Annotated in this window: 21 protein-coding genes; 12 read left to right on the top strand and 9 right to left on the bottom strand. The window is 70.5% G+C overall.

The genetic code is table 11. The features are described from left to right. The first annotated feature begins 71 nt into the window (after window positions 1-71). The 5 genes from afsQ1 (at window position 72) to ACFVT1_RS00100 (ending at window position 3,853) form a co-directional block, all read left to right on the top strand. Complete coding sequence (afsQ1, locus tag ACFVT1_RS00080; protein ID WP_206433404.1) at window positions 72-749, top strand: two-component system response regulator AfsQ1; 678 nt, start codon at window positions 72-74, stop codon at window positions 747-749. Next, window positions 746-2,293 carry a sensor histidine kinase gene (locus ACFVT1_RS00085; protein WP_389791070.1) on the top strand — a complete coding sequence of 516 codons (1,548 nt, stop codon included), beginning with the start codon at window positions 746-748 and terminating at the stop codon, window positions 2,291-2,293. The genes afsQ1 and ACFVT1_RS00085 overlap by 4 nt, the downstream gene beginning before the upstream one ends. After that, complete coding sequence (locus tag ACFVT1_RS00090) at window positions 2,290-2,913, top strand: hypothetical protein (protein ID WP_389791072.1); 624 nt, start codon at window positions 2,290-2,292, stop codon at window positions 2,911-2,913. The genes ACFVT1_RS00085 and ACFVT1_RS00090 overlap by 4 nt, the downstream gene beginning before the upstream one ends. Before the next feature lie 96 nt (window positions 2,914-3,009). Next, window positions 3,010-3,558: a VanZ family protein gene (locus ACFVT1_RS00095; protein ID WP_389791074.1), complete on the top strand. Its 549-nt coding sequence runs from the start codon at window positions 3,010-3,012 to the stop codon at window positions 3,556-3,558. A 94-nt stretch (window positions 3,559-3,652) separates the two neighbouring features. Beyond that, window positions 3,653-3,853: a PspC domain-containing protein gene (locus ACFVT1_RS00100; protein WP_389791076.1), complete on the top strand. Its 201-nt coding sequence runs from the start codon at window positions 3,653-3,655 to the stop codon at window positions 3,851-3,853. A 74-nt stretch (window positions 3,854-3,927) separates the two neighbouring features. Here the strand turns inward: ACFVT1_RS00100 and ACFVT1_RS00105 are convergent, their stop codons facing one another. After that, the gene (locus ACFVT1_RS00105; protein WP_389791078.1) at window positions 3,928-4,245 is read right to left on the bottom strand and encodes a hypothetical protein; all 318 of its coding nucleotides are present in this window, start codon (window positions 4,243-4,245) and stop codon (window positions 3,928-3,930) included. A 144-nt stretch (window positions 4,246-4,389) separates the two neighbouring features. Beyond that, window positions 4,390-5,544: an adenosine deaminase gene (locus ACFVT1_RS00110; protein ID WP_389791080.1), complete on the bottom strand. Its 1,155-nt coding sequence runs from the start codon at window positions 5,542-5,544 to the stop codon at window positions 4,390-4,392. 187 nt (window positions 5,545-5,731) lie between these two features. On the opposite strand from ACFVT1_RS00110, the gene ACFVT1_RS00115 reads away from it, so the two are divergent. From ACFVT1_RS00115 to ACFVT1_RS00125, 3 genes are all read left to right on the top strand, one after another. Continuing rightward, window positions 5,732-6,409, top strand: coding sequence for an alpha/beta hydrolase family protein (locus ACFVT1_RS00115; RefSeq protein WP_389791081.1), 678 nt, complete (start codon window positions 5,732-5,734; stop codon window positions 6,407-6,409). 331 nt (window positions 6,410-6,740) lie between these two features. Then, the gene (locus ACFVT1_RS00120) at window positions 6,741-7,727 is read left to right on the top strand and encodes a helix-turn-helix domain-containing protein (RefSeq protein ID WP_389791083.1); all 987 of its coding nucleotides are present in this window, start codon (window positions 6,741-6,743) and stop codon (window positions 7,725-7,727) included. A 217-nt stretch (window positions 7,728-7,944) separates the two neighbouring features. Beyond that, complete coding sequence (locus tag ACFVT1_RS00125) at window positions 7,945-9,804, top strand: RICIN domain-containing protein (RefSeq protein ID WP_389791085.1); 1,860 nt, start codon at window positions 7,945-7,947, stop codon at window positions 9,802-9,804. 150 nt (window positions 9,805-9,954) lie between these two features. On the opposite strand, the gene ACFVT1_RS00130 is transcribed toward ACFVT1_RS00125, so the two are convergent. Beyond that, entirely contained in the window at window positions 9,955-10,908 is a 954-nt protein-coding gene (locus tag ACFVT1_RS00130) for a LysR family transcriptional regulator (protein ID WP_389791087.1), read from the bottom strand. 62 nt (window positions 10,909-10,970) lie between these two features. Here ACFVT1_RS00130 and ACFVT1_RS00135 point away from each other — a divergent pair, with 62 nt between their 5' ends. From ACFVT1_RS00135 to ACFVT1_RS00145, 3 genes are all read left to right on the top strand, one after another. Continuing rightward, on the top strand, window positions 10,971-12,278 hold the full coding sequence (locus tag ACFVT1_RS00135) for an MFS transporter (protein ID WP_389791089.1): 1,308 nt from the start codon (window positions 10,971-10,973) through the stop codon (window positions 12,276-12,278). 85 nt (window positions 12,279-12,363) lie between these two features. Continuing rightward, a complete protein-coding gene (locus ACFVT1_RS00140) occupies window positions 12,364-13,083 on the top strand; it encodes a L,D-transpeptidase family protein (protein WP_389791091.1) in 720 nt (239 codons plus the stop codon). Between the two features lie 197 nt (window positions 13,084-13,280). Continuing rightward, a complete protein-coding gene (locus tag ACFVT1_RS00145; RefSeq protein WP_389791093.1) occupies window positions 13,281-14,282 on the top strand; it encodes a sigma-70 family RNA polymerase sigma factor in 1,002 nt (333 codons plus the stop codon). 124 nt (window positions 14,283-14,406) lie between these two features. Here ACFVT1_RS00145 and ACFVT1_RS00150 read toward each other — a convergent pair whose 3' ends face one another. Next, the gene (locus tag ACFVT1_RS00150; RefSeq protein WP_389791095.1) at window positions 14,407-14,799 is read right to left on the bottom strand and encodes an STAS domain-containing protein; all 393 of its coding nucleotides are present in this window, start codon (window positions 14,797-14,799) and stop codon (window positions 14,407-14,409) included. A 318-nt stretch (window positions 14,800-15,117) separates the two neighbouring features. Here ACFVT1_RS00150 and ACFVT1_RS00155 point away from each other — a divergent pair, with 318 nt between their 5' ends. After that, window positions 15,118-18,393, top strand: a complete 3,276-nt coding sequence (locus ACFVT1_RS00155; protein ID WP_389792186.1) for a S8 family serine peptidase — start codon at window positions 15,118-15,120, stop codon at window positions 18,391-18,393. Between the two features lie 154 nt (window positions 18,394-18,547). Here ACFVT1_RS00155 and ACFVT1_RS00160 read toward each other — a convergent pair whose 3' ends face one another. From ACFVT1_RS00160 to ACFVT1_RS00180, 5 genes are all read right to left on the bottom strand, one after another. Further along, a complete protein-coding gene (locus tag ACFVT1_RS00160; RefSeq protein ID WP_362209809.1) occupies window positions 18,548-19,825 on the bottom strand; it encodes a thymidine phosphorylase in 1,278 nt (425 codons plus the stop codon). Between the two features lie 128 nt (window positions 19,826-19,953). Further along, complete coding sequence (locus ACFVT1_RS00165) at window positions 19,954-20,352, bottom strand: cytidine deaminase (RefSeq protein ID WP_362209811.1); 399 nt, start codon at window positions 20,350-20,352, stop codon at window positions 19,954-19,956. Continuing rightward, entirely contained in the window at window positions 20,349-21,638 is a 1,290-nt protein-coding gene (locus tag ACFVT1_RS00170; RefSeq protein ID WP_389791098.1) for an ABC transporter permease, read from the bottom strand. Before ACFVT1_RS00170 ends, ACFVT1_RS00165 begins: the two co-directional genes overlap by 4 nt. Further along, window positions 21,635-22,750, bottom strand: a complete 1,116-nt coding sequence (locus tag ACFVT1_RS00175; protein ID WP_389791100.1) for an ABC transporter permease — start codon at window positions 22,748-22,750, stop codon at window positions 21,635-21,637. Before ACFVT1_RS00175 ends, ACFVT1_RS00170 begins: the two co-directional genes overlap by 4 nt. Then, the gene (locus tag ACFVT1_RS00180) at window positions 22,747-24,363 is read right to left on the bottom strand and encodes an ABC transporter ATP-binding protein (RefSeq protein WP_362209820.1); all 1,617 of its coding nucleotides are present in this window, start codon (window positions 24,361-24,363) and stop codon (window positions 22,747-22,749) included. The genes ACFVT1_RS00175 and ACFVT1_RS00180 overlap by 4 nt, the downstream gene beginning before the upstream one ends. Window positions 24,364-24,510 lie beyond the last annotated feature (147 nt).

Here is a 24,510-nt window from a genome sequence, read left to right on the forward strand (position 1 = left end):
GCGGTGTGCCGGATGTATGAGTCGGCACCAACTGTCGAACTGGGGCTCCACCATGGGTCAGAATGACCAGCGTGCCTTTCCTGTTGCTGATCGAGGACGACGACGCCATCCGCACGGCCCTCGAACTCTCACTGTCACGCCAGGGCCACCGTGTGGCCACCGCGGCGACGGGAGAGGACGGCCTGAAACTGCTGCGTGAACAGCGGCCTGATCTGATCGTGCTGGACGTGATGCTGCCCGGCATCGACGGTTTCGAGGTGTGCCGGCGCATCCGGCGCACCGACCAGTTGCCGATCATCCTGCTGACCGCGCGCAGCGACGACATCGACGTCGTGGTCGGGCTGGAGTCCGGCGCCGACGACTACGTGGTGAAACCCGTGCAGGGCCGGGTGCTCGATGCCCGTATCCGGGCGGTGCTGCGCCGCGGCGAGCGCGAGTCCACCGACTCCGCGTCCTTCGGGAGCGTGGTGATCGACCGCTCCGCGATGACCGTGACCAAGAACGGCGAGGATCTGCAGCTCACGCCGACCGAGCTGCGACTCCTGCTGGAGCTGAGCCGCCGACCGGGCCAGGCCCTGTCCCGGCAGCAGCTGCTGCGGCTGGTCTGGGAGCACGACTACCTCGGCGACTCCCGGCTCGTGGACGCCTGTGTGCAGCGGCTGCGCGCCAAGGTGGAGGACGTGCCGTCCTCGCCGACCCTGATCCGTACCGTCCGGGGTGTGGGCTACCGGCTGGATTCGCCTCAGTGAGCGATGCCACCAGGCGGAGCCTGCTCACGGGACTCCGCTGGACGAGTCTGCGGCTGCGCCTCGTCGTCGTGTTCGCGCTGGTGGCGCTCACCGCCGCGGTGTCCGCCTCTGGGATCGCGTACTGGCTGAACCGCGAGGCCGTCCTGACGCGTACCCAGGACTCGGCGCTCGGGGACTTCCGCCAGGAGATGCAGAACCGGGCGGCGTCGCTGCCGCTGCGACCCACCAAGGACGACCTGCAGAACGCCGCCGTGCAGATGGCGAGCAGTTCGCCCGGCTACAGCGTGCTGCTGGTCGACGAGCGCGACACGGGCAAGCCGATCGTCGGCAACTCCGATCTGGACACCTTCACGCTCGACAACGTGCCGCTGTCGCTGCAGAAGGCGGTCACCGAGAAGCAGCCGGTCGAAGCGGGCAACAAGTACGAGTACCACCTGTTCTGGCAGCGGACCAGCATCGGCGGTACGCCGTACCTGGTGGGCGGCACGAAGATCATCGGCGGTGGCCCGACCGGCTACATGCTGAAGTCCCTCGACCAGGAGCGGCAGGATCTGAACTCCCTCGCCTGGTCGCTGGGGATCGCCACCGCGCTCGCCCTGATCGGTTCCGCGCTGCTCGCGCAGGCCGCGGCGACGACCGTGCTGCGGCCCGTGCAGCGGCTCGGCGACGCCGCCCGCAAGCTCGGCGAGGGCAAGCTCGACACCCGGCTCGTGGTGTCCGGCACCGATGAGCTGGCCGATCTCTCCCGTACGTTCAACAGGACGGCCGGTTCGCTGGAGAAGAGGGTCGCGGACATGAGTGCGCGGGACGAGGCGAGCCGGCGGTTCGTCGCCGACATGTCACACGAACTGCGCACCCCGCTCACCGCGCTGACCGCCGTCACCGAGGTGCTGGAGGACGAGGCGGACGGCCTCGACCCGATGATCGCGCCCGCGGTGCGCCTGGTGGTGAGCGAGACCCGGCGCCTCAACGACCTGGTGGAGAACCTGATGGAGGTCACCCGCTTCGACGCGGGGACGGCCCGGCTCGTCCTCGACACGGTCGACGTCGCCGACCAGGTCACCGCCTGCATCGACGCCCGCGCCTGGCTGGACGCGGTGGATCTGGACGCCGAGCGCGGCATGATGGTCCGCCTCGATCCGCGCCGGCTCGATGTGATCCTGGCGAACCTGATCGGCAACGCGCTCAAGCACGGCGGTTCGCCGGTACGGGTCGCGGTACGGACCGAGGGCGGCGAACTCGTCATCGAGGTCCGCGACCACGGCCCCGGCATCCCCGAGGACGTCCTGCCGCACGTCTTCGACCGGTTCTACAAGGCCAGCGCCTCCCGTCCGCGCTCCGAGGGCAGCGGTCTGGGTCTGTCGATCGCCATGGAGAACGCGCACATCCACGGCGGTGACATCACGGCCGCGAACTCCCCGGACGGCGACGGCGCGGTGTTCGTCCTGCGGCTGCCGCGCGACGCCGAGCCGCTCACCCGTTCCGCCGGGAGTGACGGGGATCAGGACCCGGGGGTCCAGGACGAGGAGGGCGACGCGACGTGAGGGGCAGCAACCGCCGGGGGCGCCGTTCGGCCGTGGCGCTGGCCGGTGCCGTGACCGCGGCCGTGCTGGCCGCGGGCTGCGGGATCAGGACCACCTCTGTGCCGGTGGACGCCGGAGCCGCGCCGTCCCAGGTACCGTGCTCGATGTCCGCCGAGGACGTCACCACCCAGGCGTTCCGGGGCATCCCCATACAGATCTATCTGATCTGCTCCTCGCAGCTGGTCACGGTGGACCGCACGGTGCGGGTCGACGAGACGACGTCGGACCGGGTCCGGATCGCGCAGGCCCTCCTGGCGGAGCTGGAGCAGAAGCCGTCCGCCGAGGAGCGGCAGGCCGGTTACTCCACCGCCGTACCGGCGGGCCTGCGGATCGGAGCGGCCCGCGGCGGCGACCGGCCGGGCGCGCTGCGGCTCAGCGAGCAGCCCGAGGACCTGCCGGCCGAGGCGCTGGCGCAGATCGTGTGCACGTACACGGAGAGCGACGCGCTCGCCCCGGACGGCAGGGTCACGCTGGGCGGGCCCGGGAACTACCCGGCGCGCGGATATCTGTGCACCTCGGAGACGAAGGCCCGGCCGAAGGCCGTGCCCACGCCGGAGGCGGGAACGGGCGCGGGGGCCTGAGCGGGAGGGGCGCCGGGGCCCGGTCCCGCCGCCCGGGGCCGGGCTCGGTTCCGGGCGAGCGGAACCGATCCTGCCGCCCGGCGCGTCTTGGGAAACGTGCGTCCAGGTTCGGGCAGTCAAACTGTCATCCGCTTCCGCGCGGCCGGAGTCTCCCTCCTTCTCGCGCATCTGCTGCTTGTCGGGTGGCTGACTCTGCGTCCGCTCGATGTGCCGTGGATGACCGCCTCGAATCTCCGACCGCTCGCCGGCATCAGAGCCGACCTGTCCCTCGGTCCGGTCGAGGCCACCCGCCGCATCGGTGAGGGGCTGCTGCTGCTCGCCCCGCTGGGCGTCCTGCTGCCGATGGCCGGGGGCCGGCTGTTCGTCTCCCCGTGGGCCTCGCTGGCCCGTACCGTCGCGGCGGGGGCGCTCATCTCGATGGCGATCGAACTGGCGCAGACCGGAGTCCCGGGGCAGGTCGTCGACGTCGACTCACTGCTGCTGAACACCATCGGGGTGGCGCTCGCCCATCTGCTGGTCGTACCCATGTGCCGGGCGCGGCTGCGCCGCAGGAAGCAGCGGCGGATCAGGGTGATGCCCCCTCCCAGGGACGAGACGGCTCAGGGACCGACCCCGACGATTCCCAGGGTCGGTATCGCACCGTAGAGCGACGCTTTGCCCCCGTTCGCCCGGCGACCATGGATGCATCGGGAGCACGACGGAGCTGCTCCCTCAGCAACGGTTCGCGAAGGAGCCCACCATGGCCGCACTTGCCCGCCCCCGTGACGGACGCATGATCGGCGGAGTGTGCGCAGCGCTGGCACGGCGCTTCGGCACCTCCGCGGGAACCATGCGCGTCATCTTCCTGGTCTCCTGCCTGCTGCCGGGGCCGCAGTGCCTGCTCTACCTGGCGCTGTGGGTGCTGTTCCCGTCGGAGAAGACGGCGTCCACCGCCTGGTGACCCGCGTACGCACGACATGCCTGTGGGGCGGGCACCCGGTCCGGGTGCCCGCCCCACGGGCGTGTGTACGGGGATCAGCCGCCGAACGGGAGACCGTTGGCCGACAGGCCGCCGGTCTTCAGGCCGCCCGCGGGCAGGCCGCCGAGCAGGCCCTTGACCGGGGCGGTGGCGTCGCCGACGAGCTTCTGCTGGCCGGTGCCGAGGAGCTTGGTGGCCGTGTCCTGGACCGGCAGGGACTGGGTCGCGGTCTCCAGCGCCGAGCCGGCGACCGGAAGGGCGGTGGCCGCGGCGTCGGCCGGCAGCACCGCGGCGGAGGCGGTACCCGCGGCGGCGGCGGCGAAAGCGGCGCCGAGAACGGCGGCACCGAGAGTCCTGACAGCAGACTGCTTCATGTGAAATTCATCCTTGGGGAGAGGGATGTGAGCGGCTCTGAAACGTAGTCAGCTCACTACCGGTCCCGCAAACATGCCCCACACGGAAAACAGCCGGGCAGCGGCTTCGATTTCGCCGTCCCGGCCGTTGCCCGAAAGCGCGGATCAGCCCGCGGAGGCGGAAGACGCGCTGGTCGTAGCGGTCTGCTCGAAGAGCCACTCGGACTTCAGCTCGGCGTATCCGGGCTTGATCACGTCATTGATCATCGCGAGACGTTCATCGAAAGGGATGAACGCGGATTTCATCGCGTTGACGGTGAACCACTGCATGTCGTCGAGCGTGTATCCGAAGGTCTCGGTCAGTTTCTCGAATTCACGGGTCATGCTCGTACCGCTCATCAACCGGTTGTCCGTGTTCACGGTGGCCCGGAAATGCAGCTTCCGCAGCAGCCCGATGGGGTGCCCGGCGTACGAGGCGGCGGCGCCGGTCTGGAGGTTGGAGGTCGGGCACAGCTCCAGCGGGATGCGCTTGTCCCGCACGTAGGAGGCGAGGCGGCCGAGCTTCACGGCGCCGTCCTCGGCGACCTCGATGTCGTCGATGATGCGGACGCCGTGGCCGAGCCGGTCGGCGCCACACCACTGGAGGGCCTGCCAGATCGACGGCAGGCCGAAGGCCTCGCCCGCGTGGATGGTGAAGTGGTTGTTCTCTCGCTTGAGGTACTCGAACGCGTCGAGGTGCCGGGTGGGCGGGAAGCCCGCCTCCGCGCCCGCGATGTCGAAGCCGACGACGCCCTGGTCGCGGTAGCGGTTGGCGAGTTCGGCGATCTCCAGGGAGCGGGCGGCGTGCCGCATCGCGGTGAGGAGGGCGCCCATGCGGATGCGGTGGCCGTCCCGGCGGGCCCGCCGCTCGCCCTCGCGGAAGCCCTCGTTGACCGCTTCGACGACCTCTTCGAGACTCAGCCCGGCTTCCAGGTGCTGCTCGGGCGCGTACCGCACCTCGGCGTACACCACACCGTCCGCGGCCAGGTCCTCGGCGCATTCGGCGGCCACCCGGACCAGTGCGTCGCGGGTCTGCATGACGGCGCAGGTGTGGGCGAACGTCTCCAGGTAGCGCTCCAGCGATCCGGAGTCGGCCGCCTCGCGGAACCAGATGCCGAGCTTGTCGGGCTCGGTCTCGGGGAGTCCGTCGTATCCGCTCGCGAGGGCGAGGTCGACGATCGTTCCCGGGCGCAGGCCGCCGTCGAGGTGATCGTGGAGAAGGACCTTGGGGGCACGTCGGATCTGATCCTGGCCGGGCACATGGAGGGTCGGGCTCATCATTTGGGCACTCTAGCGCCTACGCGCGTAGATTGTCGCTTGCCGATGCGTAACAGTGACCGCGAATACGGGTGGAGTACACCTGTCCTTCTGACACTGTTCTGTCATGGCACAGCGCGCACTCCCCCCGCCTGCTGCGAGGCTGGGACGGGCCGTCAGAACGGCCGGAGCACCAAACGCGGTCAGCGGCGTGGTTCTGCTGCTCCCGGACGGCGAGGCCGACTCGCACCGCCGCCCTTCCCCTCTTTCGTACGCCCTCCAGCTGCCGCTGGCCCGGACCCTGGCCCGCGCGGGCCGGGAGGACGGGCTCGCCGCGCATGTCGTGCGGTACCGCTGCCGCGGCTGGAACGCGACCGACGCGCAGCTCGCGGCGGACGCCCGGTGGGCGGTGGACGAGGTCGTACGACGCTACGGCGACGTCCCCGTCTGCCTCGCCGGCCACGGCATGGGCGGCCGGGCCGCGCTCCGGGCGGGCGGCCACGCGGCGGTCGGCTCCGTCCTGGCGATGGCCCCTTGGCTGCCCGAGAACGCCGCGGACGAGCCGGAACCGGTGAAGCACCTGCTCGGCCGGCAGGTCCTGCTCGTCCACGGCACGAACGACTCCCGCACCGACCCCGAGCTCTCCTTCCGGCTGGCCGAACGGGCCAAGAAGGCCAACCGCGACACCTGCCGCTTCGAGGTCCATTCCGACGGCCACGCACTGCGCCAGCACCGGGCCGAAGTGGTGGCCCTGGCGACGGACTTCGTCCGCGGCTCGCTCTTCGGCCGCGCCTACGCCCGCCCGGTCGCCGACGCCCTGGCGGCGCCGCCCCCGCTGGGGCTGCGGATGCCGCTGGCCGCGGGGTTCGGGAAGTCACTGAGGAACTGAAGAGGCCGGGGCGGGGGTGGGTACCGGCCCGTGGAGCGGGTGCGCGGTGACCACGAGGACGACCAGCCAGCGACCGTCCGGCAGCCCGTCGACCGGGCCCAGGCAGTGCGGCACCGTCCGGGCCCGCTCGTTCGCGACCTGCGCGGCCGTCAGGCCGTGCCTGCGCGTACGGGGCCGGAGCCGACGGCTTCCCCACGGATGCTCCTGGGACGAGGTGCTACCGGGGAATCCCCGGACCCGCCGCTGGGAGCAGTGGTCAGCAACTCCGTGGCGTGGAACCATCAGCAACAGTCATCCCCCGGAGAGCATTTGACCTGCGGTTTCAGGAACGGTGAAACGACAGTTGTTGGACGAGACGGTGTTCCGCAGCGAAGACGTGTCGGCGGCGGACCGGTTCGACTACTGGACCGAACTCTTGGGCCGTACCCATGCGCCCATGGAGCTGCGCAGCGACCACACCGACGACTTCCAGGCCTCCCAGCGCGTGCTGGACCTCGGTGGCGTCACCGTGTGGTCCGCCACGTTCCAGCCGCTGGTGTTCCGGCGCACACCGAAGCTGATCCGGCAGTCCGACCCCGAGGCGTACCACCTGTCACTCGTCGTACGTGGGAGCGGGGCGGGCGTGTGGCGGCACCGGGAGACCGAGTACAAGCCGCACGACCTGTTCATCAACTCGTCGTCACTGCCGAACGACGTCTACAGCACCGGGGATTCGGTGCAGACCGTGGCGCTGGAGGTTCCCAAGGCCCTGCTGCCACTGCCTCGTGAGATGGCCGGCCGGATCGTCGGTGCGCCGGTGTCGGCCCAGGAAGGCATGGGTGCCCTGCTGGCACAGTTCCTCACCCGGGTGATCGCGGACTCGGCCGCGTACCAGCCCTCCGACCGGTCGCGGCTGGCCTCCATCGCGACCCCGCTGGTCGCCGCGCTCTTCGCCCAGCTGCTCGAAGCCGACGCCTGCCTGCCCCCGGAGACGCACCGGCGGGCCCTCACCCTGCGCATCCAGGCGTTCATCCGAGAGCACCTGCACGACCCGCATCTCACCCCGAGCACCATTGCCGCCGCGCACCACATCTCCACCAGCTACCTGCACCGCCTCTTCCAGGACGCGGACGCCACAGTCGCCGCGTGGATACGACGCCTGCGCCTGGAGGCGGCCCGCCGCGACCTCACCGACCCCGCGCTCCGCACCACCCCCATCCACGCCATCGCCGCCCGCTGGGGATTCCCCCGCGCAGCCGACTTCAGCCGCGCTCACCGCGCGGCCTACGGCACCACGCCCAAGGACCACCGGAACCAAGCCCTCCACGACCGCGAGTGAACCCATTGCGAACGCGGTTGTGCACTCAGCGCTAACGCTCCGACCGCCTCACACAGGCATCCTGGAGGACGTCCGTGACGGTGAGCGGGCCCGGTTGTCCCGCTGGGTTGTCGAACCCTTTCCGGCCCGAACCCGGACCCGGACTGTCCGCCCCGCCCAGCCCGCACCGGTCGCCCTTCACCCCAAGCCCTCTTGCGACCTGACGGACCATCATCACATGTCCACTCAAGACAAATCGATCACACTTTGCGTCGATTTCACCGATGAATCGGGGTACGGCCACATGATTGCCAAGCAACGGGACCGCCGCAGAGGACGGATCACAGCGGCGCTGGTCGCTCTGTCCTCGTTGGCGGCGCTGATATCGGGCGCCCAGCAGGCGGTCGCCGACGATCCCCCCAAGATCGAGGACAAGGGCAGGCTGTTCAAGAGCGAGGATGCGTCCGGCTTCGTTCTCCATCCGCGGGAGATGCCAGGTGTCGACGAGGGCCAGACGGCACGCGCGGTGATCGAGGGGGCCGAGGCGAAGGGCGTCGTGACGCGGGTCTCCCCGCTGAGCGTCGCCCAGTCGAAGCAGCACATCGGCCGCCCTCTCTGCCACACGACCGGCATCAACGGCACGTTCAAGTACAACGGCTTCTGCTGGGACGAGGAGGACGACAAGACCAATGCCTGGGCCAAGGGATGGCATCCGCAGGGCTTCACCGCCTCCCACGACGCGGACCCGAGCGGCACGGTCGACGGCCACCACCTGTACATGGCGACCTGGTACTACGGCGTCGGGGACGGGGAAAACGACCGCAACAAGAAGGCCCGCGTCTCCATCCTCGAATCGAACGGCACGGAGCGCAGCTACGGGCACGTCCTGCTCGTCCAGCCCACCGGGAGCCGGGCCAACCCGGATTTCACCACCGCGGGCATCAAACAGCCGACCGGCGAGGGCGGCATCCACGCGGACGGCATGGTGTGGTACGGGAACAGGCTGTTCGTGGCCAACGGCGGCGAACTGCAGATCTACGACCTCGACCACCTGTGGAAGGTGAACTCCGTCTCCGACAAGTTGGGCATCTCGGGCGGCACGTCCTCGGCCGAGTACCACCAGTGGGCCCTGCCCATGGTCGCCCGCTACTCGACCCGCACCAAGGCCCAGCAGGACGCGGCCGATCCGGCCGATCGCTCCGATATGAACTGCGACGGAGCCATAGCGTGCCTGAGCTCCTTGAGCCTGGACCGCAGCACGTCACCGCCGCGCCTGGTCTCCGGACGCTACGGGGATCACAAGCGCACCCCTCCTGTGGACGTGATCCGCTGGCCGATCGAACACCTCGGTGAGGGCGGCACGTCCCCCGTCAAGGCGGAGGCCGCCTATGCCGCTCCTGTCCACGGCTTGCAGGGCGTGGCCACCGACGGCACGTACTACTACATGTCAGCCATGTGCGATACGGGCCACATGGGAGTCATCAACCCCGCGCACAAAGACGCCTACTACTGCATCTGGCAGGCCAAGCCGAACGGCCCCGTATCGATCCTCACCCGCACGCCGCCCCTCACCCAGAACCTGTCCTTCTCGTTCTCCTCGGGCCGCCTGTGGGGCATGAACGAGCGCAACGGCAAGCGCGTCGTCTTCTCCCTGCTGCCGCGGAAGGCCGACAACTACCAGTACCTGTACAACGACTACAGCAAGCTGTGCTCGGGCGTCGGCAGCAAGATCGAGAACAGCAGGCCGGTCATCCAGTGGGGCTGCAACAACGCCCAGGACGAGCGCTGGGTGTTCGAGGAGACCAAGGACAACAACGGCAACCCCGCCTACTTCATCCAGAACACGCACTCCGGCAAGTGCCTGGGCACCGGCAACAGCCTCGCCGACGGCAAGGGCATGATCCAGTACACCTGCAACAGCAAGGTGGACGAGAAGTGGTGGTACGACCAGGACACCCACGAGCTGCGGAACGTCTACTCGGGCAAGTGCCTGGGCCTGGGCTCCGCCGCCACCAAGGGCAGCCAGCTCATCCAGTGGACCTGCAACGGCGCGCAGGACGAGCGCTGGACCATCTCCAAAACCGCCCCCAGCGTGTGACCTGAACACGTGCCTCCGACGGCCCGCCGGGAAACCCGGCGGGCCGTCGCGTTCCCGGGGACGGTGTGTCGCGTTCCCGGGGACGGTGTGTCGCGTTCCCGGGGACGGTATGTCGCGTTCCCGGGGACGGTGTACAGCGCCCCGCTCCGTTCAGTCCGGCAGCAGATGGCCCCGGCGCGACAGCAGGAAGCGTTTGAAGGCGGCCACCGGCGGGGTGTCCGGGTGGCCGTCCAGCCAGGCGACGCCGATCTCGCGGGCCGCCCTCGGGGCCGTGACGGTGAGTTCGACGACGCCGGGGCGGGCCACGGCGGGCGGCGGCAGCAGGGCGACGCCGAGGCCGGCCGCGACCAGGCCGCGCAAGGTCTCCGCCTCCTCCCCCTCGAAGGCGACACGTGGCGCGAAGCCCGCCTCCGCGCACAGGTCGTCGGTGATCCGTCGCAGGCCGTACCCGGGTTCGAGGGTGACGAACTTCTCGTCGGCGGCCTCCGCCAGGCGGATGCGGCGGCGCGAGGCGAGGCGGTGGTCCTCGGGGACGACCAGGCGCAGCCGCTGTTCGTCGAGGCGACGGGCGACCAGGTCGGGGGCGTCCGGGACGGGTGAGGTGAGGCAGAGGTCGAGGCCGCCGGCCCGGAGCCGTTCGATCATGGCCTCGCCGTAGTTCTGCACGAGCTGGAAGCGGACCCGCGGGTGGTCGGCGCGGAAGGCCCGGATCAGGGCGGGCACGGTCTCGGAGCCCATGGTGTGCAGGAAGCCGAAGGCGACCTTGCCGGTGGCGGGGTCGGCGTCGGCCCGAACCGAGTCGGCGGCCTTCTCGACCTCGGCGAGGGCCCGCTCGGCGGAGCCCAGGAAGGTGCGGCCCGCCGGGGTGAGGGTGACGGTGCGGCCCTTGCGGGCGAACAGGGCGACGCCCAGGTCCTGTTCCAGCCTGACCATCGCCCGCGAGAGCGTCGACTGCGGGACGCCGAGCTCGTGCGCGGCACGGGTGACGTGCTCGTGGCGGGCCACCGCCTCGAAGTGGGCCAGTCGCGGCGCGAGGACGGCACGAATGTCTTCTTCGTAACTACTGGGTGACAGCCGGGGCTGTGAGCTGCGTTCATGCACCATGGGATTGATTATCGCCATTTCGTGCATTGGACGCATGAAACCGGGGCGCCTACGTTCGAAGCATGCCTCCTGCCAGTACCGGGGCGTCCACCCTCACCGTGGCCGCCTTGCCCCAGCCGTCCCCCGTCGCCGCCGCTCCTGCCGAGCCGGACCGGCTCGAACCCGGCCGCCCCGGCTACCGCCGGATGAGTTTCGCGCTCTTCGCCGCCGGTGTCGCGACCTTCGCACTCCTCTACTCCACCCAGGCCCTGCTGCCCGCCGTCTCCGCCTCCCTCGGCGCCACGGCCGGACAGGCCAGCTGGACGGTCTCCGCCGCGACGGGCGCACTGGCACTGTGTGTACTGCCGATGAGCGCGCTCTCCGAGCGATTCGGGCGGCGGCAGATGATGACGGCGTCGCTGACGGTCGCCGTACTGGTCGGGCTGCTGGTGCCCTTCGCCCCCTCGCTGGGCTGGCTGATCGCACTGCGCGCCGTCCAGGGCGCGGCGCTGGCCGGACTGCCCGCCTCCGCGATGGCATACCTGGCGGAGGAGGTGCGGCCGAAGGCGCTGGTCGCCGCGATCGGGCTGTTCGTGGCGGGCAACAGCATCGGCGGGATGAGCGGCCGTATCCTCACCGGCTGGATCGCCCAGCTGTGGGGCTGGCGGGCGGCGCTCGGCGCGGTCGGGCTGCTCGCCGCCGGCTGCGCGGTCGTCTTCCACTTCATGATCCCCAGGGCCCGGAACTTCACCCCCGGCTCGCTGAACCCGAAGGCCCTCGCCAAGACCGTGGGCGGGCACCTGGCCGATCCGCTGCTGCGCCGGCTGTACGCGATCGGCGCGCTGTTCATGACGGTGTTCGGCGCGGTCTACACCGTGATCGGCTACCGCCTGGTGGAGGCGCCGTTCAACCTCCCGCAGGGCGTCGTCGGATCGATCTTCCTGGTCTATCTCGTCGGTACGGTCTCCTCCGCCGCGGCCGGCCGGCTGGTCGCCCGGCTCGGCCGCCGGGGCGCGCTGTACCTGGCCGTCTCCACCACGGCCGCCGGTCTGCTGCTCTCGCTCGCCGACCAGCTGGCCGCCGTACTCCTCGGCCTGGTCCTGATCACGGCGGGCTTCTTCGCCGGGCACGCGGTCGCCTCATCGTCCGTGAGCCGTACGGCCACGAAGGGCCGGGCCCAGGCGTCGGCGCTCTACCAGTCCGCGTACTACCTGGGCTCCAGCGCGGGCGGCACGCTCGGCGCGGTCGCCTTCCACGCCGGAGGCTGGGCCGGGACCGTGTCGCTGGGGCTGCTCGCGGTCCTCGGTGTGGTATCGATCACGCTGTACGGCTCGCGGGCCGCACGCGCCGAACGCCGTCGGCCGGCGCCGGCGGCATCTGTACCGAACTGAGACATACGGCGCACAACCATCCACTCCCCGGCGCGCGTCTAGCAGGCGGAATCACCTCACGACGCGCGAAGGAGAGTTGGCGTACATGGGAATCGCAGGGAACATACGGGGGGTCCGGGCGCGGCGCACGCTCGCGCTGTCCGCCGCCGCTCTGACGGCGGCGCCCGCCCTCGTCCTGGGCACCGGCGGATCCGCGCAGGCGGCGGCATCCTGCACGACATCCACCGGGCCGTACCAGAAGCAGGTCGAGAAGTACCTGCACCGGCCGGTCGATGGCAAGCAGTCGGCCGCCGACTGCAAGGCGATCCAGTCGTTCCAGCGCACCTACGGGGTCACCCCCGACATCGGTTACGCGGGGCCGGTCACCTGGCGCACGATGAAGACGCTCACGGACCAGAAGGCGGCCGGCAAGAACCCGAACAAGGCCAAGAAGTGCCCCACCAACAAGGGGCGCATCGCATGCGTGGACCTGACCCGGCAGCTCAGCTGGATCCAGGACGGCAGCAAGCTGAAGTTCGGTCCGGTGCCGGTGCGGACCGGCCGGGACAAGTACGAGACCCGCACCGGGTCGAAGAAGATCTACATGCGGCACATCAACCACTGGTCGACGCTCTACCACGTGCAGATGCCGTACGCGCAGTTCTTCGACGGCGGGCAGGCGTTCCACTCGGTGGGCCTGAAGATGTGGAACCCGCCGGGGTCGCACGGTTGCGTCAACATGCGGCCCGGCGACGCGAAGTCCTACTGGAATCTGCTGAAGAACGGCGACGACGTCTACGTGTACGGGCGCAAGCCCGGAACGTGACCTGAAGGTGCGCCGCTCCGGCACTTCCCGCCGGCTGTGCTCCGCGGGCGTTCACGCACAGCCGAACGCCCGGCGCAAGGCGCTGTGCCCGGGGGGCGCTTCATCACCTGGCTGAAGAGCCCGGTGCGCCGCGCATGGGCCTGGTAGCTTCCGAAGTGCTGAAGTGAGCGGCGTCACAGCGCAACAGGGGTGGAGCGATGAGTGATCTGACAGCGGCGGCGGACATCGACAGCCGTCTGGAGGGACACCGGGTCGAGCTGACCGGCTACTGCTACCGGATGCTCGGCTCGGCCTTCGAGGCGGAGGACGCGGTACAGGACACGCTGGTGCGTGCCTGGCGCAACTTCGAGAAGTTCGAGGGGCGTTCCTCGCTGCGGTCCTGGCTGTACCGCATCGCCACCAACGTCTGTCTGGACATGCTGAACGCGGGCAGCAAGCGGGCCCGTCCGGTCGATCTGACGGGCCCGACACCGCTCGCCCGGGCGGCGCTCAACCCACTGCCGGAGAACACCTGGCTGGAGCCGATGCCCGACGGGCGGATCCTGCCCGCCGCGGCCGACCCGGCGGAGGCCGCGGTGGCGCGGGAGTCGGTGCGGCTCGCGTTCGTGGCCGCGCTCCAGCACCTGCCGCCCAAGCAGCGGGCCGTGCTGATCCTGCGCGAGGTGCTGGCCTGGAAGGCGAGCGAGGTCGCCGAGCTGCTCGACACCTCGGTCGCGTCGGTCAACAGCGCCCTCCAGCGGGCGCGGGCCACCCTCACGGAACACGAGGGCAAGGCCGTCGACACCGCGAACCCGCTCGACGAGGAGCAGCGCAAGCTCCTCGAACGGTACGTCGCGGCCTTCGAGGAGTACGACATGGCAGCGCTGACCGCGCTGCTCCATGAGGACGCCGTGATGACCATGCCGCCGTTCGACCTCTGGCTCCAGGGGCACGACGACATCACCGGCTTCATGCTCTCCATCGGTGCGAGCTGCGCGGGCTCCCGGCTGGTGGCCACCGCGGCGAACGGCACCCCCGCCTTCGCGCACTACAAGCCGAATCCGGACGGACCGGGGTTCGTACCGTGGGCGGTGCAGGTCATCGACATCTCGGACGGTTCCATCACCGGTATGCACTGCTTCCTGGACACGCCGCGCTGGTTCCCGCTGTTCGGCCTGCCGGACCATCTCGACGCCGACACCGACACCGAAGCGATGTGAGGCACGACGTGAGGCGCGGTGTGAGGCGCGGCGTACGGAACGGGCCGGTGGTGGCGGGCCGACGAGGCTGACGGAGCGGGGGCCCGCGGGGGTGAGGGCGGGTCGGCGGTGCGCGCAGGCGCCCTCAGCTCCCGCTTCCCCCGGCCTCGGTCCCCGTCCCGCTCCCGGGCCCGCAGCGCACGTCGACCACGTCGGCCAGCCCCACCAGGTCCAGCAGGCTCCGCAGCTCGGGCGGCACATTGCGCAGCCGTAGCCGGGTGCCGTCCGCCCGGCGTGCGACGAGCCCCAGCCGCGCCACCGCCTCGACCAGGGCCAGATCCGCGTGTACGACCCCGCCCACGTCGCAGTCCACCCCGGCGTCCGGGGCGCGGGCGGCGCCTTCGGGGCCGTACAGCAGCGACTCCAGCTCGGCGCAGAGCCCCGGCACCATGGCCCGCGTGACGCGGCCGGTGACGACGAGGACCTTCGGGGTCATGGATTCCACACCAGGAAGACCGGTCCGACGGCCGAAACTCATCGCCGACCGGTTCCACGGTTTCCCGGTGCACACCCCATCGCCCCCGCCGCACAGCGGCCCCCCGGCCACCACCGGCCCCACTGGTACACCGGCGAGCCTCCTTCAACTCCGGCCATCTGTGCGTTTCTTGTGAACCCTCTCGCTCAATTCCCCCTCTAGGAACGTGAACCGGTCCGCACCGGCATCCCATCGGTGCCGACTGACCAGTGGCCCCTCAGCGGGCCGCCTGATTCTCCAGGGGGAGAGTTGCGCAGACACGTGAGAAGCGCGTGTGTTTCGACCATCGCCACGGCGGCCGCCGTGGCGCTCGCAGCCGGGATGACCACGCCGGCCGTGGCACAGCCCGACGCCACCCACCCGGCGGACACCACGTCCGTGACACAGCACCGGCTGACGCTCATCACCGGCGACCGCGTCTCGATGGACGCCAAGGGCCGGGTCGTGCACTTCCAGCCCGCCAGGGGCCGCGAGCACATACCCGTGCAGCGGCAGATACGCGACGGCCACACCCTGCTCGTCCCGGCCGACGCACACCGGCTGATCAGCTCCGGAAAGCTCGACCGCCGGCTGTTCGACGTCACCGAGCTGAACCGTGCGGAGAACCGCAGGGCCCAGAAGGCGGGCCTGAAGCTGATCGTCGCCTACCGGGGCAGCCGGGCGGCGGCCGCGAAGGCGGAGGTCCGCGACGCGGGTGCCACCCGGGTCGACCGGACCCTGAAGTCGCTGAACGCCGAGTCCGTGACCACGCCGGAACGCGACGCGCAGGACATCTGGCAGGCGCTCACCAGCAAGCCCTCGCACGGCGCCCAGCGCACCACGGCCGCCGGCATCGACCGGGTCTGGCTGGACGGCGTACGCAGGGCCAGCCTCGACAAGAGCGTGCCGCAGATCGGTGCGCCGACCGCCTGGAAGGCCGGGTACACCGGAAAGGGCGTCAAGATCGCCGTTCTGGACACCGGTGTGGACGCCACCCACCCGGACCTCCAGGGCCAGATCCTCACGTCCAAGAACTTCACCCCGTCGCCCGACACCCGGGACCGGGTCGGCCACGGCACGCACGTGTCCTCGATCGCGGCCGGTACCGGCGCCAAGTCGGGCGGGAAGTTCAAGGGCGTCGCGCCGGACGCCAAGCTGCTGGAAGGCAAGGTGCTCGACGACGACGGCTTCGGCGACGACTCCGGCATCCTGGCCGGCATGGAGTGGGCGGTCGCGCAGGGCGCCGACATCATCAACCTCAGCCTGGGCGGCGGCGACACCCCCGAGATCGACCCGCTCGAAGCGGCGGTCAACAAGCTGTCGGCCGACAAGGGCGTCCTGTTCGCCATTGCGGCGGGCAACGAGGGCGACGGCGCCGGCACGGTCGGCTCCCCGGGCAGCGCGGACGCCGCGCTGACCGTCGGCGCGGTCGACGACAACGACAAGCTGGCCGACTTCTCCAGCCGCGGCCCGCGCATCGGCGACGGCGCGATCAAGCCCGATGTGACCGCGCCCGGCGTGGACATCACGGCGGCGGCCGCACCCGGCTCCGCCATCGACCAGGAGGTCGGCCAGAACCCGCCGGGCTACCTGTCGATCTCCGGCACGTCGATGGCGACCCCGCACGTCGCGGGTGCCGCGGCGCTCCTCAAGCAGCAGCACCCGCAGTGGCAGTACGCCGAACTCAAGGGCGCGCTCACGGCCTCGACGAAGCCGGGCGCGTACACCCCGTTCGAGCAGGGCTCCGGCCGGATCGCCGTCGACCGGGCGGTCGCCCAGACCGTCGTCGCGGACCCGGTCTCGGTGAGCTTCGGCGTGCAGCAGTGGCCGCACACCGATGACACCCCGGTCACCAAGAAGGTGACGTACCGCAACCTCGGCACGGCGGACGTCACCCTCGACCTCGCGGTCACCGCCACCGGGCCGAAGGGCGAGCCCGCCCCGGCCGGCTTCTTCACCGTCGGCGCCGACCGGGTGACCGTCCCCGCGGGCGGCACCGCCGACGTACCGCTGACCGCGAACACCAAGCTCGGCGGCACGGCCGACGGCTCCTACTCCGCGTACGTGGTCGCGAGCGGCGGCGGCCAGACCGTCCGCACCGCGGCCGCGGTCGAGCGCGAGATCGAGTCGTACGACCTCACGGTCAAGACCGTCGGACGCGACGGCAGGCCCGCCGTGTTCTACGACTCCGCCCTCTACGGGCTGTCCGGCGCAGCGAACGGCGTGTGGCTGGCCCCGACGGGCCCCGACGGCACGGCGAAGGTCCGCGTCCCCAAGGGCGGTTACGCGCTGAACTCGGCCGTCTACGTGGATCCGGAGGACGGCACGAAGGGCACCGACTGGCTCTCCCAGCCGAACCTGGACGTCACCAGGAACACCACCGTGACCTTCGACGCGCGCAAGGCGAAGCCGGTGGGCTTCACCCTGCCCGCCACCGGCACGAAGGCCCAAATGGCCTCGACCGACCTCCAGTTCGACGACAAGGACGGCGGCTACGGCTACGGCTGGATCCTCGACTCGTTCCAGGGGTTCCGCACCGCGCACATCGGCCCGAAGGTGACCGCCGGCTCGCTCTCCCAGCACTGGCTCGGCAGCTGGACGAAGGGAGCCTCGACCCGGTACGACATCGCGGTCGGCGGCCCGGTGGCCCAGGCCGCGACCGGCTACAGCCGGAAGTTCACCAGCGGTCAGATGGCCAAGGTCCGGACCACCCTCGGCTCGTCCGTCAAGGGCAAGACGGGTGGGTTCGCGGCCTCGGGCTCGCTGCCCGGTTCGTCCGGCGGCTGGTCGGCCTGGTCCAGCCAGAAGCTCCCCGGTACCAACACCGCGTACGTCTCCACCGCCGACAAGGTGCAGTGGAACTTCGACTTCAGCCAGGAGGGCGCGCTCGACGAGGACGGCTACCCGGCGACCGACGCGCAGTACTCCCTCGGTGACCCGCAGACCCTCAAGGCGGGCAAGACCTACACGAAGAACGTCAACACCGCGGTGTTCGGCCCCGCGCTCGGCACCGGCTACGGGATCTTCCGCGACGGCGGCGACATCATCGGCTCGCTGCCGCTCGTGGCCGACGGGCGCGGCAACATGGGCTGGTCCACGTACAGCTCGGTCAAGACCGTCCTGTACCGCAACGGCGTCAAGCTCGCGCAGAACACCGACCCGCTGGAGGGCGGCACCCCCATCGCCGTGCCCTCCGCCGCCGCCGACTACCGGCTGACGACCTCGGTGCGGCGCAGCACCAAGGTCTCGGCCGTCTCCACCCGGATCGACGCGAGCTGGACCTTCCGGTCCAGGAAGAGCGCCGGTCCGACCCCGCTGCCGGTCTCCATGGTCCGCTTCACACCCCATGTGACACCGGACGGCAAGGTGACGGCCGGAAGGACCGCTTCGGTGCCGGTGACGGTGCAGGGCGCGGCCGCCGGAAAGAACCTCAAGTCACTGACGGTGTACGTCAGTTACGACGCCGGAAAGACCTGGAAGAAGTCCGCGGTCAAGTCCGGCAAGCTCTCCGTGAAGAACCCGGCCAAGGGGAAGTCCCTCTCCTACAGGGCCGAGGTCACGGACAAGAAGGGCAACAAGTCCTCGGTGTCGATCTACAACGCGTACTTCGGCAAGTAGGCGAGCACGCAGGTGGGCGGGGTGAGCGCGTAGCCGCACCGCCCGCATGAGAGCGGCCCGTCGGAACGGATTCCTCCGCCCGACGGGCCGTTCGCGTACCCGTACCCGTACTCGTCCCCGTCGCTGTCCCGGGAGGCTCCGGGTCCGGGAGGCGTTACGCGATGCGCTCGCGCACCACCGGCGTCGGGGTGAACTCCGTGCCCTGCGGGGCGATGTCGTACGAGGAGGGCAGGGCCTTCAGCGCGTAGTCGAACTTCTCCGGGGTGTCGGTGTGCAGCGTCAGCAGCGGCTGTCCGGCGGTGACCGTGTCGCCGGGCCTGGCGTGCAGTTCGACGCCCGCGCCCGCCTGCACCGGGTCCTCCTTCCGGGCCCGGCCCGCGCCGAGGCGCCAGGCGGCGACGCCGATGTCGTACGCGTCCAGGCGGGTCAGTACGCCGGTGGACGGAGCCGTCACGACGTGCTGCTCACGGGCGACCGGGAGCGCGGCGTCCGGGTCGCCGCCCTGGGCGGAGATCATCCGGCGCCAGACGTCCATCGCGGAGCCGTCGGCGAGGGCCTTCTCCGGGTCGGCGTCCTTGAGCCCGGCCGCGTCCAGCATCTCGCGGGCGAGGGCCAGGGTCAGGTCGACGACGTCCTTCGGGCCGCCGCCGGCGAGCACCTCGACCGACTCGCGCACCTCCAGGGCGTTGCCCGCCGTCAGGCCGAGCGGGGTGGCCATGTCGGTGAGCAGCGCGACCGTCCGCACTCCGCTGTCGGTGCCCAGCGCGACCATGGTGGAGGCCAGTTCGCGGGCGTCCTCGATGGTCTTCATGAAGGCGCCCGAGCCGACCTTGACGTCCAGGACGAGCGCGCCGGTGCCCTCGGCGATCTTCTTGGACATGATCGAGCTGGCGATCAGCGGGATGGCCTCGACGGTGCCGGTGACATCGCGGAGCGCGTACAGCTTCTTGTCGGCGGGGGCGAGTCCGTCACCGGCGGCGCAGATCACCGCGCCGGTGGTGTCCAGGACGCTCAGCATCTCCTCGTTCGAGAGGTGGGCGCGCCAGCCGGGGATGGACTCCAGCTTGTCGAGCGTGCCGCCGGTGTGGCCGAGTCCCCGTCCGCTGAGCTGCGGCACGGCGGCGCCGCACGCGGCGACCAGCGGGGCGAGCGGCAGGGTGATCTTGTCGCCGACGCCGCCGGTGGAGTGCTTGTCGGTGGTGGGCCGGGAGAGCGACGCGAAGTCCATGCGCTCCCCGGAGGCGATCATCGCGGCGGTCCAGCGGGCGATCTCGGTGCGGTTCATGCCGTTCAGCAGGATCGCCATGGCCAGCGCGGACATCTGCTCGTCGGCGACCTCACCGCGGGTGTACGCGTCGATGACCCAGTCGATCTGCTCGGGGGTCAGCTCGCCTCGGTCCCGCTTGGTGCGGATGACGGAGATGGCGTCCATGTCCTGGGAGTCCTTCCGGCCGGTACGTACGCAAGAGTCCCGAATGACTCTACGCGCATAGAGGGTGAAGAGAGGGGTGGCCCTCCCGGCGGGCGGGAGGGCCACGGTGGCACGGTCGCGGGTGATCGCTACTTCAGGTGGTCCGGTCCGAACGCCTGCGGCAGCATCTCGGCGAGCGTGCGCAGTCCGTCCGGCGTCTCCAGGACCAGCTCCGGCCCGCCGAACTCGTACAGCAACTGCCTGCACCTGCCGCACGGCACCAGGATCTCGCCCGCCCCGTCCACGCAGGTGAAGTGGGTCAGCCGCCCGCCGCCGGTGGCGTGGAGCTGGGAGACCAGACCGCACTCGGCGCACAGCCCGATGCCGTACGAGGCGTTCTCGACGTTGCAGCCGGACACCGTACGCCCGTCGTCGACGCGGGCCGCGGCGCCGACGGGGTAGTGCGAGTAGGGGACGTACGCACGCGTCATGACGGACCGTGCGGCGCTCCGCAGCGCCGCCCAGTCGACCTCCGCGGCGGCCGTCACTTGCCCTGCCCCTTCCGGTAGCGCATGCCGTCCGCCTTCGGCATCCGCAGCCGCTGGGCGGAGAGCGAGAGGACGAGCAGCGTGACGATGTACGGGGTCGCGCTGACGAACTCGGTGGGCACCGTGTCCGTACCGAGGTACCAGACCAGCACCGCGGCGGCGACGACCGCGCTGACCACGCCCTGGACGAAGCTCTTCCGGTAGAGCTTCCAGGCCGCGAGCACGGCCAGCACGACCACGAGCAGCAGGAGCAGCGCGTGGACGGACTCGCCGCCGTTGCGCAGCTGGAGCGCGTCGGCGAAGCCGAACAGGCCCGCGCCCATGGCGAGGCCGCCGGGCCGCCAGTTGCCGAAGATCATCGCGGCGAGGCCGATGTAGCCCCGGCCGCCGGTCTGGCCCTCGTTGTAGATGTGCGAGGTGACCAGGGAGAGGAAGGCACCGCCGAGACCGGCCATGCCGCCGGAGATGATCACCGCGATGTACTTGTACGTGTAGACGTTCACGCCGAGCGACTCGGCGGCGATCGGGTTCTCGCCGCAGGAGCGCAGCCGCAGTCCGAACGAGGTCTTCCACAGCACGAAGAACGTGAGGGCGAAGAGGACCACGGCCAGGATCGTCAGCAGGGACACGTTGGTGACCAGGCCGCCGATGACGCCTGCCACGTCGGAGACGAAGAACCAGTGGTGCTTCTCGATGGAGTGCAGCCAGTCGGAGAGGCCCGGAACCGTCACCGAGGTGATGTCGTCGGCCGGCGGGGACTGCTTCGGACTGCCGCCCTTGGCCGCCGCCTCGCCCGAGTTGAACCAGAGCTTGGCGAAGTAGGTGGTGAAGCCGAGCGCCAGGATGTTGATGGCGATACCGGAGATGATGTGGTCGACGCCGAAGGTGACGGTCGCGATGGCGTGCAGCAGCCCGCCGAGCATGCCGCCGACGACCCCGGCCAGTACGCCGAGCCAGGGGTTGGTCTGCCAGCCGGCCCAGGCGCCGAAGAACGTGCCGAGGATCATCATGCCTTCGAGGCCGATGTTGACCACACCGGCCCGCTCGGCCCATAGGCCGCCGAGACCGGCGAGCCCGATCGGCACGGCCATCGCCAGCGCCGCGCTGATCTGCCCCGCCGAGGTGACGTCCTCGGCGCCGGTGATGGCGCGTACGGCGGACAGCGCGAGCAGCACGCCCGCGATGATCAGCAGGACGACGGGGAAGGAGGGGCGGGTGCGGCCGCCCTTGCCGCCGGCGACCTTGGGGGCCGCGGGGGGCGGGGTGGAAGTCGCCGTGACGGTCACGCCGACACCTCCTGCTGGTCGGAGTTACGGGCGGCCTGTGCGGCGAGTTCCGCGCCGACCTTGCTCTGCTGGCGCTTGAGTCCGTAGCGGCGGACGACTTCGTAGGCGATGACCACGCACAGGACGATGACGCCCTGGATCACGCCGACGATCTCCTTGTCGTACCCCTCGAATTCGAGCTTGCCGGTGCCGCGCTCCAGGAAGCCCCAGAGCAGCGCGCCGAGCGCGATGCCGACGGGGTGGTTGCGGCCCAGGAGGGCGATGGCGATGCCGGTGAAGCCGATGCCGACCGGGAAGTCGCCGCTGTACTCGAAGCTGTCGTTGAGGAGCGTCGGCATACCGATCAGACCGGCCACGGCACCGGAGATCAGCATCGAGGTGACGACCATCTTCTTGACGTCGACACCGCTGGCCTCGGCCGCGGAGCCGGACTGGCCGACGGTGCGCAGATCGAAGCCGAACCGGGTGCGCGAGAGCGTGAACCAGTAGGCGATGCCCGCGACGACCGCGACGACGATGAAGCCCCAGACGGGTGCCGGGGCGGTCGGGAACTCGAAGAAGTGCGAGGACTCCGGGAGCGGCTTGGTGGAGATCTTCGTGCCGGCCTTGTCGAGGTGGCCGAGGCGGCCCTGCTGGAGCAGGTAGCCGATGACCGCGGTCGCGATGGCGTTCAGCATGATCGTCGAGACGACCTCGCTGACGCCCCGGGTGACCTTGAGGACACCGGCGATGCCGGCCCACATCGCGCCGACGATCATCGCGGTGAGGATGATCAGCGGGATCTGCAGGGCGCCGGGCAGGGTCAGCGCGCCGCCGACCGCGGCGGCGAAGAAGGCGGCGAGGCGGTACTGGCCGTCGACACCGATGTTGAAGAGGTTCATCCGGAAGCCGACGGCCACCGCGAGACCCGCGAGGTAGTACGTCGTCGCCTTGTTCAGGATGTAGACCTGGCTGTCCGACTTCAGCCCGTAGTCGAACATGATGCCGAAGGCGCTGAACGGCTCCTTGCCGGTGGCGGCCAGCACCAGTGCGGTCACCAGGAAGGCGACCACGATCGCGAGTACGGGGGCCGCGATCCCCAGGAGCAGCCGCTCCTTGTCGATCTTCTTCATCGGTCCTCTCCCCCGTTCCGGGGGTCGGTGTCGGTGCTTTCGGCACCCGAGTCGTCCGGTGCTTCACCTGAGTCGTCCGGCGCTTCGCCCGAGTCGTCCGGTGCTTCGAGGTGGCCGGTGGCCGCGCCCGTCATCGCCGAGCCGAGCTCTTCCGGGGTGATGGTGGCCGGGTCGGCGTCCGCGACCAGCCGGCCGCGGTACATGACGCGCAGGGTGTCGGAGAGCCCGATCAGCTCGTCCAGGTCGGCGGAGATCAGCAGCACCGCCAGCCCCTCGCGGCGTGCCTCGCGGATCTGGTCCCAGATCTGCGCCTGGGCGCCGACGTCCACGCCGCGGGTGGGGTGCGCGGCGATCAGGAGCTTGGGGGCGTGGCTCATCTCGCGGCCGACGATCAGCTTCTGCTGGTTGCCGCCGGAGAGGGAGGCCGCGGTCACCTCGATACCGGGGGTGCGGACGTCGTACTCGCGCACGATCCGCTCGGTGTCGGCGCGGGCGCCCTTGAGGTCGAGGAACGCGCCCTTGCTGTTGGGGCTTTCGGTGACGTGCCCGAGGATGCGGTTCTCCCAGAGGGGGGCCTCCAGCAGCAGTCCGTGCCGGTGGCGGTCCTCGGGGATGACGCCCATGCCGTTCTCGCGGCGCTTGCGGGTCGGCGTCCGGGAGATGTCGGCGCCGTCCAGGGTGAGTACGCCGCCGTCGAGCTGGCGCATGCCCATGATGGCGTCGACCAGTTCGGACTGCCCGTTGCCCTCGACGCCCGCGATGCCGAGGACCTCGCCCTTGTGGATGGTGAAGCCGATGCCGTCGAGCACCGAGCGCACCACGCCGTCCGGGTCGGTGGCGCTCAGCCGCAGCCCCTCGACGGTCAGCATCGGGACGTCGGTGACGGTCGACTCGCGGGTCTCCGGAGAGGGGAGCTCGCTGCCGACCATCAGCTCGGCGAGCTGCTTGGTCGTGGTGTGCTTCGGGTCGGCGGTGCCCACCGTCGTACCGCGCCGGATGACGGTGATCTCGTCGGCGACCGACAGCACCTCGCCCAGCTTGTGCGAGATGAAGATGACGGTCAGGCCCTCGGCCTTGAGCTCGCGCAGGTTGTCGAAGAGCGCGTCGACCTCCTGCGGTACGAGGACGGCGGTGGGCTCGTCGAGGATCAGGGTGCGGGCGCCGCGGTAGAGGACCTTGAGGATCTCCACGCGCTGCCGGTCGGCGACTCCGAGGTCCTCGACCATGGCGTCCGGGCGGACACCGAGACCGTACGCGTCGGAGATCTCCTTGATCTTGGCGCGGGCCCGGTCGCCGATCCCGTACAGCTTCTCGGAGCCGAGGACGACGTTCTCCAGGACGGTGAGGTAGTCGGCGAGCATGAAGTGCTGGTGCACCATGCCGATACCGCGGTCGATGGCGTCGCCGGGGTTGTGGAAGGAGACCTGCTCGCCGTCCACCGCGATGGTGCCCTCGTCCGGCTTCTGCATGCCGTACAGGATCTTCATCAGAGTGGACTTGCCGGCGCCGTTCTCGCCGACGAGAGCGTGGACGGTGCCGCGGCGCACGGTGATGTCGATGTCGTGGTTGGCCACGACCCCGGGGAACCGCTTGGTGATGCCGCGGAGCTCCACGGCATGGGGACTGCTGGACGCGTTGATGGCGCACTCTCCTTGGCAGGAGCGGAGGGCGGAGGCGGTGGGACGAAGGCAGTGGGACGGAGGCGATGGAAGCGTGAAAGGTACCGTGCCCGATGGGTGCTACGCGCGTAGCGCCACCGA

Source organism: Streptomyces sp. NPDC057963 (genome assembly GCF_042887155.1).
In the GTDB taxonomy this organism is placed as follows: Bacteria; Actinomycetota; Actinomycetes; order Streptomycetales; family Streptomycetaceae; genus Streptomyces.